Annotated in this window: 9 protein-coding genes; all 9 read left to right on the top strand. The window is 69.4% G+C overall.

The features are described from left to right. Positions 1-60: 60 nt before the first annotated feature. The gene (ftsW, locus tag HET64_RS16575) at positions 61-1,389 is read left to right on the top strand and encodes a putative lipid II flippase FtsW (RefSeq protein ID WP_215106297.1); all 1,329 of its coding nucleotides are present in this window, start codon (positions 61-63) and stop codon (positions 1,387-1,389) included. A gap of 6 nt (positions 1,390-1,395) precedes the next feature. Further along, positions 1,396-2,484, top strand: a complete 1,089-nt coding sequence (gene murG, locus HET64_RS16570) for an undecaprenyldiphospho-muramoylpentapeptide beta-N-acetylglucosaminyltransferase (RefSeq protein ID WP_215106295.1) — start codon at positions 1,396-1,398, stop codon at positions 2,482-2,484. A 62-nt stretch (positions 2,485-2,546) separates the two neighbouring features. Continuing rightward, positions 2,547-3,341 (top strand): FtsQ-type POTRA domain-containing protein, encoded by a 795-nt coding sequence (locus HET64_RS16565; RefSeq protein ID WP_215106294.1) that lies wholly within the window; start codon positions 2,547-2,549, stop codon positions 3,339-3,341. Positions 3,342-3,617: 276 nt separating this feature from the next. Next, on the top strand, positions 3,618-4,841 hold the full coding sequence (gene ftsZ, locus HET64_RS16560) for a cell division protein FtsZ (protein WP_215106292.1): 1,224 nt from the start codon (positions 3,618-3,620) through the stop codon (positions 4,839-4,841). Further along, positions 4,838-5,578 carry a peptidoglycan editing factor PgeF gene (gene pgeF / locus HET64_RS16555; protein WP_215106290.1) on the top strand — a complete coding sequence of 247 codons (741 nt, stop codon included), beginning with the start codon at positions 4,838-4,840 and terminating at the stop codon, positions 5,576-5,578. Before ftsZ ends, pgeF begins: the two co-directional genes overlap by 4 nt. A 6-nt stretch (positions 5,579-5,584) precedes the next feature. Then, positions 5,585-6,304, top strand: a complete 720-nt coding sequence (locus tag HET64_RS16550) for a YggS family pyridoxal phosphate-dependent enzyme (protein WP_215106288.1) — start codon at positions 5,585-5,587, stop codon at positions 6,302-6,304. Positions 6,305-6,429: 125 nt separating this feature from the next. Continuing rightward, the gene (locus tag HET64_RS16545; protein ID WP_215106286.1) at positions 6,430-7,059 is read left to right on the top strand and encodes a cell division protein SepF; all 630 of its coding nucleotides are present in this window, start codon (positions 6,430-6,432) and stop codon (positions 7,057-7,059) included. 91 nt (positions 7,060-7,150) lie between these two features. After that, the gene (locus tag HET64_RS16540) at positions 7,151-7,435 is read left to right on the top strand and encodes a YggT family protein (protein ID WP_006123846.1); all 285 of its coding nucleotides are present in this window, start codon (positions 7,151-7,153) and stop codon (positions 7,433-7,435) included. Positions 7,436-7,484: 49 nt separating this feature from the next. Next, complete coding sequence (locus tag HET64_RS16535; protein ID WP_215106284.1) at positions 7,485-8,645, top strand: DivIVA domain-containing protein; 1,161 nt, start codon at positions 7,485-7,487, stop codon at positions 8,643-8,645. Positions 8,646-8,727 lie beyond the last annotated feature (82 nt).

Raw genomic sequence — 8,727 nt, 5'->3', positions numbered from 1 at the left:
CGCGTGGGCTCGGAGAGGGGTATAAGGGACAGGCGGTGAGGGGGCGGGGACCCGAGGCCCGTGCGCGGGCGCCTCGCCACCGGAGCCCGGCGTCCCGAGACGCCCCGCGGCTCCGGACGCGGCGGCTCGGGGCGCCCCCCGCGCACCGGGCGCGGTGGCGGACCGCGCCGTGCCTACGAGCGGGCACGACGGGCCTGGGACCGGCCCCTGACCGCCTACTACGTGATCCTCGGCTCCAGCCTCCTGATCACCGTGCTGGGCCTGGTGATGGTCTACTCCGCCTCGATGATCAAGGCGCTGGACATCAGCAAGCCCTCGACCTACTTCTTCGGCAAGCAGTTCCTCGCCGCCGTCATCGGTGGCGCGCTGATGCTGATCGCCGCCCGGATGCCGGTGAAGCTCCACCGGGCGCTGGCCTACCCGATACTGATGGTCACCGTCTTCCTGATGATCCTGGTCCAGGTGCCGGGGATAGGGATGTCGGTCAACGGCAACCAGAACTGGCTCTACCTGGGCGGCCCGTTCCAGCTCCAGCCCAGCGAGTTCGGCAAGCTGGCCCTCATCCTGTGGGGGGCGGACCTGCTGGCCCGCAAGCAGGACAAGCGGTTGCTGACACAGTGGAAGCACATGCTGGTGCCGCTCGTGCCGGTCGCGTTCATGCTGCTCGGGCTGATCATGCTCGGCGGCGACATGGGAACCGCGATCATTCTCACGGCGATCCTGTTCGGTCTGCTCTGGCTGGCGGGCGCTCCCACCCGGCTGTTCGCCGGGGTACTCGGCTTCGCCGCCGTCATCGCCTTCCTGCTGATCAGGACCAGCCCCAACCGGATGTCCCGGCTCGCCTGCATGGGTGTGAGCGAACCCGATCCGGAGGGCGGCTGCTGGCAGGCCGCACACGGGATCTATGCTCTGGCGTCCGGCGGATGGTTCGGTTCCGGACTGGGTGCGAGTGTGGAAAAATGGGGTCAACTCCCGGAACCACACACCGACTTCATCTTCGCTATCACCGGTGAGGAACTGGGTCTGGCGGGGACGCTGTCCGTGCTCGCCCTGTTCGCGGCTCTAGGCTATGCGGGTATCCGCGTGGCCGGACGCACGGAGGACCCCTTCGTGAGGTTTGCCGCGGGAGGCGTGACCACGTGGATCACGGCCCAGGCCGTGATCAACATCGGTGCGGTGCTCGGCCTGTTGCCGATCGCCGGGGTTCCGCTCCCGCTGTTCTCCTACGGTGGGTCGGCCCTGCTGCCGACGATGTTCGCGGTCGGGCTGATGATCGCCTTCGCACGGGAGGACCCAGCCGCCAAGGCGGCCCTGGCCATGCGGAAGCCCGGGGTGAGATGGAAGACGATGAGACGGCGCGTCAAGAAGCGTCCGTCCGGAGAGCGGTGAATTTCGGTGCATGTCGTACTCGCCGGCGGGGGGACCGCCGGACACATCGAGCCCGCGCTTGCCCTCGCAGACGCCCTGCGCAGGCAGGACCCGACCGTGGGAATCACTGCCCTCGGCACGGAACGCGGACTGGAGACCAGGCTCGTGCCCGAGCGGGGGTACGAGCTGGCGCTCATTCCCGCCGTGCCACTGCCCCGTAAGCCCACACCCGAACTGATCACCGTCCCGGGCCGGCTGCGCGGCACCATCAAGGCCGCCGAGCAGATCCTGGAGCGCACCAAGGCGGACTGTGTGGTCGGCTTCGGCGGCTACGTCGCGCTGCCCGGCTATCTGGCGGCCAAGCGGGCCGGTGTGCCGATCGTGGTCCACGAGGCCAACGCCCGCCCGGGCCTGGCCAACAAGATCGGTTCGCGGTACGCCCACGGGGTCGCCGTCTCCACCCCCGACAGCAAGCTGCGCGGTGCCCGCTACATCGGCATCCCGCTGCGCCGCACCATCGCCACGCTGGACCGCGCCCGGGTCCGCCCGGAGGCCCGCGCCTCCTTCGGCCTCGACCCCAACCTGCCCACGCTGCTGGTCTCCGGCGGCTCGCAGGGCGCGCGCCACCTCAACGAGGTGGTCCAGCGGGTCGCGCCGCTGCTGCAGCGCTCCGGGATCCAGATCCTCCATGTGGTCGGCCCGAAGAACGAATTGCCGCGTATCGACAACATGCCCGGGATGCCGCCTTACATCCCGGTACCGTACGTGGACCGGATGGATCTCGCGTACGCCGCGGCCGACATGATGCTCTGCCGCGCGGGCGCGATGACCGTCGCCGAACTCACCGCCGTCGGGCTCCCCGCCGCCTACGTCCCGCTGCCCATCGGCAACGGCGAACAGCGGCTCAACGCCCAGCCGGTGGTCAACGCCGGCGGCGGCCTGCTGGTGGACGACGCGGCGCTCACCCCGGAGTGGGTGCAGGGCAACGTCCTGCCGGTACTGTCGGACCCCCACCGGCTGTACGAAATGTCCCGCGCCGCGGCCGAGTTCGGCCGGCGCGACGCCGACGACCTGCTCGTCGGCATGGTGTACGAAGCGATTGCCGCGCGCCGCTAGGCGTCCGGCGTGATGCGGTGCGGACCCGGGGCGGGCGCCCCGGGTCCGTCGAAGGAGCGAGCGTGGCCGGACCGACGACCGCCCAGCGCGGCGCACCCGGGCGGGCGGACACCTCCGCCGGCCCGCCGCACAGCGGCCCGGAGGGGCCCCGGATCGGCCGCCGCACCCTGCTGATCCTGATCGGTGTCGCGGTCGCCCTGCTCACCGCGTTCGTGATCTGGGTGCTCTACGGCTCCTCCTGGCTCCGTGTCGAGAAGGTCAGCACGAGCGGTGTCGAGGTCCTGACCCGCGAAGAAGTGGAAGCGGTTGCCGCCACACCGATCGGCGCCCCGCTGGTCTCCGTGGACACCGACGCCATGGAACGCCGGTTGCGCCAGAAGTTGCCTCGTATCGGCACAGTTGATGTCGTTCGGTCCTGGCCGGACGGCATCGGCCTTAAGGTGACCGAACGGAAGCCGGTCCTGCTGGTCGAAAAGGGCGGCGCGTTCGTGGAAGTGGATGCCGAGGGCGTGCGCTTCGCCACCGTGGACAAGGCGCCGAAGGGCGTGCCCCTGCTGGAGCTGACTCCCGAACCGTCCGCGAGTCTTCGCCGCTTCGGCGGTGACGGTCTGTTGCGGGAAGCGGTCCGGGTCGCCGGCGAACTTCCGGCAGGCGTGGCCGAGGACACCGAGGTCGTGCGGGTCACCTCGTACGACGCGATCTCCTTGCGGCTCACCCGGGATCGTGTGGTGACCTGGGGGAGCGGCGAGGACGGTCGGGTCAAGGCGCGCGTCCTCACCGCACTCATGAAAGCCGCCCCCAAAGCGGAACAGTTCGACGTAAGTGCTCCCACCGCCCCGGCGGTATCGACGAGTTGACGGGTATTTGTGCTGGCCAGCACCCTGGTTGGTCAGCGCTACGGGTGATCACATAGGGTGAAAAGAAAAACGGGAGGTTCGGCGTGTTCGTTGAACGTGCGCCACTTGTCGACTTAGTGTCCTGTTCGGAAGAGTCCAGGAAGCAGACACACTGGTAACCCTAAACTTCAACGTTAGGGTTTGGGTCGGCGTTCGGACCGTCCCCATCGACATCAGTCGTCGCCGCGGGGTTACCGCAGAGCGACGACACGTAACTCGAGGCGAGAGGCCTTCGACGTGGCAGCACCGCAGAACTACCTCGCAGTCATCAAGGTCATCGGTGTCGGCGGCGGTGGTGTCAATGCCATCAACCGAATGATCGAGGTCGGTCTCAAGGGCGTCGAGTTCATCGCGATCAACACGGATGCACAAGCCCTGTTGATGAGCGACGCCGACGTCAAGCTCGACGTCGGCCGCGAACTCACCCGGGGCCTCGGCGCCGGGGCGAACCCGGCCGTCGGTCGTAAGGCGGCAGAGGACCACCGTGAGGAGATCGAGGAGGTCCTCAAGGGGGCCGACATGGTCTTCGTCACCGCCGGAGAGGGCGGCGGCACCGGCACCGGCGGCGCACCCGTCGTCGCCAACATCGCGCGCTCGCTCGGCGCCCTGACGATCGGCGTGGTCACCCGCCCGTTCACCTTCGAGGGCCGGCGACGCGCGAACCAGGCGGAGGACGGCATCGCCGAACTCCGTGAAGAGGTCGACACCCTCATCGTCATTCCCAACGACCGCCTGCTGTCCATCTCGGACCGCCAGGTCAGCGTGCTCGACGCTTTCAAGTCGGCCGACCAGGTGCTGCTCTCGGGTGTCCAGGGCATCACCGACCTCATCACCACCCCGGGTCTGATCAACCTCGACTTCGCCGACGTCAAGTCGGTCATGTCCGAGGCTGGATCGGCGCTCATGGGCATCGGCTCGGCGCGCGGCGACGACCGCGCGGTGGCGGCGGCGGAGATGGCGATCTCCTCGCCCCTCCTGGAAGCCTCCATCGACGGCGCCCGCGGCGTCCTCCTCTCCATCTCCGGCGGCAGCGACCTCGGTCTCTTCGAGATCAACGAGGCCGCCCAGCTGGTGAGCGAGGCCGCGCACCCCGAGGCCAACATCATCTTCGGCGCCGTCATCGACGACGCCCTGGGCGACGAGGTGCGGGTCACCGTGATCGCGGCGGGCTTCGACGGCGGACAGCCGCCGGCCCGCCGGGAGACCGTCCTCGGCGCGAACAGCAACAAGCGCGAGGAGCCGGCCGCCCCGGCCAGGTCCTCCGCCGAGTCCACGCGCCCGACGGGCGGACTCGGTTCCGTACCTCCGCGCGAGGAGAGCCCGGCTCCGGCCGAGCCCGCCCCCGCGTCGGCTTCGAGCGAGAGCGCGCTCGGGCCGGTCTCGCCGCCGCACGTCCCGCCGGCCCGTCCCTACCAGGACACCCAGGCCGAAGAGCTGGATGTTCCGGACTTCTTGAAGTGATAGCTCAGCACCGGGCGGCACCCGTCACGGGCAGCGCTCATTTCGCCTTCACCGACCGGTGGGGCGGAGTGAGCGCCGCTCCGTACGGTGAGCTCAACCTCGGCGGCGCGGTCGGCGACGACCCCGCCGCCGTCGGCGCGAACCGGGCGCGCGCGGCCCGTCGCCTCGGTCTCGACCCGGTCCACGTCGTCTGGATGAACCAGGTGCACGGCCGGGACGTCGCGGTGGTGGACGGACCCTGGGGCGCGGACGCGGAGATTCCGGCCGTGGACGCGGTGGTGACCGCCCGGCGCGGACTGGCGCTCGCGGTCCTCACCGCCGACTGCACCCCCGTTCTTCTCGCCGACCCGGTCGCCGGGGTCGTCGGGGCGGCGCACGCCGGGCGGCCGGGACTGGTCGCCGGAGTCGTTCCGGCGGCGGTCGAGGCCATGGTCGCGCTCGGCGCACATCCCTCCCGGATCACCGCGCACACCGGCCCGGCCGTCTGCGGCCGGTGCTACGAAGTGCCGGAAGCGATGCGGGCCGAGGTCGCCGACGCCGTCCCCGGCACCTGGTCCGAGACCAGCTGGGGAACCCCGGCGGTCGACGTCACCGGCGGAGTCCACGCCCAGCTCACCACCCTCGGTGTGACGGACCGGCACTCCTCGCCGTACTGCACCCTGGAATCGGGCGACCACTTCTCCTACCGCCGCGACCGCACCACCGGGCGGCTCGCCGGATATGTCTGGTTGGACTGATAGGGCATGACGGACCGTAAGGCTGAACTCGCCGCGAATCTGGCACACGTGGAGGAAAGGATCGCCTCCTCCTGCGCCGCGGCCGGTCGCAAGCGCGAGGAAGTGACCCTGATCGTGGTCACCAAGACCTACCCCGCGAGCGATGTGCGGATCCTGCATGAACTCGGTGTGCGCCATGTCGCGGAGAATCGTGACCAGGACGCCGCCCCCAAAGCCACCGCTTGTGCGGATCTTTCGCTGACATGGCACTTTGTCGGACAATTGCAGACGAACAAGGTTCGTTCTGTGACCAGTTATGCCGATGTCGTCCAGTCGGTGGACCGCGCCAAGCTGGTCACCGCCCTCTCCGCCGCCGCGGTGCGCGGGGAGCGCGAACTCGGCTGCCTGATCCAGGTCGCCCTGGACGCGGAGAGCGGCGAGCGCGGGGAGCGCGGCGGCGTCGCGCCGGACGGGGTGGAGGAGTTGGCGGCCGGGATCGGCGCGGCTCCCGGACTCCGGCTCGACGGACTGATGACCGTGGCGCCGCTGACCGGGGAGTACGCCGGCCGGCAACGGGCCGCGTTCGACCGGCTGATGGAAATCTCATCCAGCCTGCGCGCAGGTCATCCGGCTGCGAACATGGTCTCCGCAGGTATGAGCGGGGACCTGGAGGACGCGGTGACGGCCGGAGCGACACATGTACGCGTCGGTACGGCGGTACTCGGAGTCCGACCCCGGCTCGGGTAACGTCGCGAAGCAAGTCGGACCACAGCAGAAAATATGGTCATTACCGCTTACGGCGGGCAGACCACAGTGGATCGCGGGCACTTGGTGACGAATGCCGATCCACCACAGAGCGGAGGACTCGGAGCATGGCCGGCGCGATGCGCAAGATGGCGGTCTACCTCGGCCTCGTGGAGGACGATGGGTACGACGGTCCGGGGTTCGACCCCGACGACGAATTCGAACCTGAGCCGGAGCCTGAGCGTGACCGGCGGCGGCATCAGCCCCCACACCAGGTGGAGCGGGAACGCGAGCGCGAGCGCGAAAGGGACGAACCGGTACGAGTGGTGCAGCCGCCCTCCCAGCGCGAGCCGGTTCAGCTCCCCGCGGAAAGCGTGCGACCCGCCCGGATCGCCCCCGTGGCATCCATCACACCTGAACGCCCGAACATGGAGAAGAACGCACCGGTGATCATGCCCAAGGTCGTGTCCGAGCGGGAGCCGTACCGCATCACCACGCTGCACCCCAGGACCTACAACGAGGCCCGTACCATCGGGGAACACTTCCGTGAGGGCACTCCGGTGATCATGAATCTCACGGAGATGGACGACACGGACGCGAAGCGACTTGTCGACTTTGCCGCGGGACTCGTCTTCGGTCTCCATGGCAGCATTGAACGCGTGACGCAGAAGGTGTTCCTGTTGTCGCCTGCTAACGTCGATGTCACGGCGGAGGACAAGGCCCGCATCGCAGAGGGCGGATTCTTCAACCAGAGCTGAGAACACGACACCGGGAACAACCCGGCCGAGAGGCCGGTGCCGGCCACGAGGCCGGAGCTGACGAGAGCCAGGGGAGAGGGAACCGCGGGACATGGGCGTCGCACTGGATGTGGTCTATATCGCGCTGATGTGTTTCCTCATCGTGCTGATCTTCCGGCTGGTCATGGACTATGTCTTCCAGTTCGCACGTTCATGGCAACCCGGCAAGGCGATGGTGGTCGTACTTGAGGCCACCTACACTGTCACCGATCCACCGCTCAAGCTTCTGCGGCGGTTCATTCCGCCGCTGCGTCTCGGGGGCGTGGCACTCGACCTGTCCTTCTTCGTTCTGATGATCATCGTCTACATCCTGATCAGCGTTGTGGTCAGGTTGTGAGCGATACGGTCTTGCCGACTGCCGACGACTACGTAGAGGTGAAGAAGAGATGCCGTTGACCCCCGAGGACGTGCGGAACAAGCAGTTCACGACCGTCCGCCTCCGAGAAGGCTATGACGAGGACGAGGTCGATGCCTTTCTCGACGAGGTCGAATCGGAGCTGACCCGTCTGCTCCGTGAGAACGAGGACCTGCGCGCCAAGCTGGCCGCCGCGACGCGCGCCGCCGCGCAGAACCAGCAGCAGCAACAGCAGCAGGGTATGCGCAAGCCTCCGGAGCAGCAGGATCGCCCGGGTGCGCCCGTTCCCGCCGCCATATCAGGACCGCCGCAGCAGCAGCAGCCCCCGCAGATGGGTCCGCCCCAGCTGCCCGGTGGCGCGCCGCAGCTGCCCGCAGGTCCCAGTGGCCACGGCCCCCAGGGTGGCCATGGTCCCGGTCCGCAGGGCCCGCACGGCCCCGGCCCGATGCAGGGCGGTCCCATGGGTGGCCCGATGGGCGGCCCCATGGGCCAGCACCCCCAGCACCAGCAGCAGCAGATGCAGCAGATGCAGCCGCCGCAGATGCAGCAGCAGGGGCAGGGCCCCGGTGGCGACAGCGCCGCCCGTGTCCTCTCGCTCGCCCAGCAGACCGCCGACCAGGCGATCGCGGAGGCCCGTTCCGAGGCCAACAAGATCGTCGGCGAGGCGCGCAGCCGTGCCGAGGGTCTGGAGCGCGACGCGCGTGCCAAGGCCGACGCCCTGGAGCGGGACGCGCAGGAGAAGCACCGCGTGGCGATGGGCTCGCTGGAGTCGGCCCGCGCGACGCTGGAGCGCAAGGTCGAGGACCTGCGCGGCTTCGAGCGCGAGTACCGCACGCGGCTGAAGTCCTACCTGGAGAGCCAGCTGCGTCAGCTGGAGACCCAGGCGGACGACTCGCTCGCCCCGCCGCGGACTCCGGCAGCTGCTTCGCTGCCGCCGTCCCCCTCGCTGGCCCCGGCCGGTGCGGGTGCGATGGGTCACTCCATGGGCGGCTCCAACCACGGTGGCCACGGTGGCCAGCAGATGGGTGGCGGCCCGTCCACGATGGGTGGCGCGCCGTCCTACGGTGGCCAGCAGCAGATGTCGCCCGCGATGACGCAGCCGATGGCGCCGGTGCGGCCGCAGGCGCCGCAGCCGATGCAGCAGGCGCCTTCGCCGATGCGCGGGTTCCTGATCGACGAGGACGACAACTGAGCGGTTCGCGCTCGCTGAGCGCGTAGCCGTCGGCAGGCAAAGGGCCGGGCCCCGGGGTTTCCCCGGGGCCCGGCCCTTTGGC

This window comes from Streptomyces sp. McG3 (assembly GCF_018619185.1).
Classification (GTDB): domain Bacteria; phylum Actinomycetota; class Actinomycetes; order Streptomycetales; family Streptomycetaceae; genus Streptomyces.
This window is presented reverse-complemented; position numbering and strand designations above follow the sequence as displayed.

What these genes read in the sequence shown, in the direction of transcription:
- HET64_RS16545 (WP_215106286.1), top strand. Translation starts at nt 6,430, where the DNA reads ATGGCCGGCGCGATGCGCAAGATGGCGGTCTACCTCGGCCTCGTGGAG.
- HET64_RS16535 (WP_215106284.1), top strand. Translation starts at nt 7,485, where the DNA reads ATGCCGTTGACCCCCGAGGACGTGCGGAACAAGCAGTTCACGACCGTC.
- HET64_RS16550 (WP_215106288.1), top strand. Translation starts at nt 5,585, where the DNA reads ATGACGGACCGTAAGGCTGAACTCGCCGCGAATCTGGCACACGTGGAG.
- HET64_RS16540 (WP_006123846.1), top strand. Translation starts at nt 7,151, where the DNA reads ATGGGCGTCGCACTGGATGTGGTCTATATCGCGCTGATGTGTTTCCTC.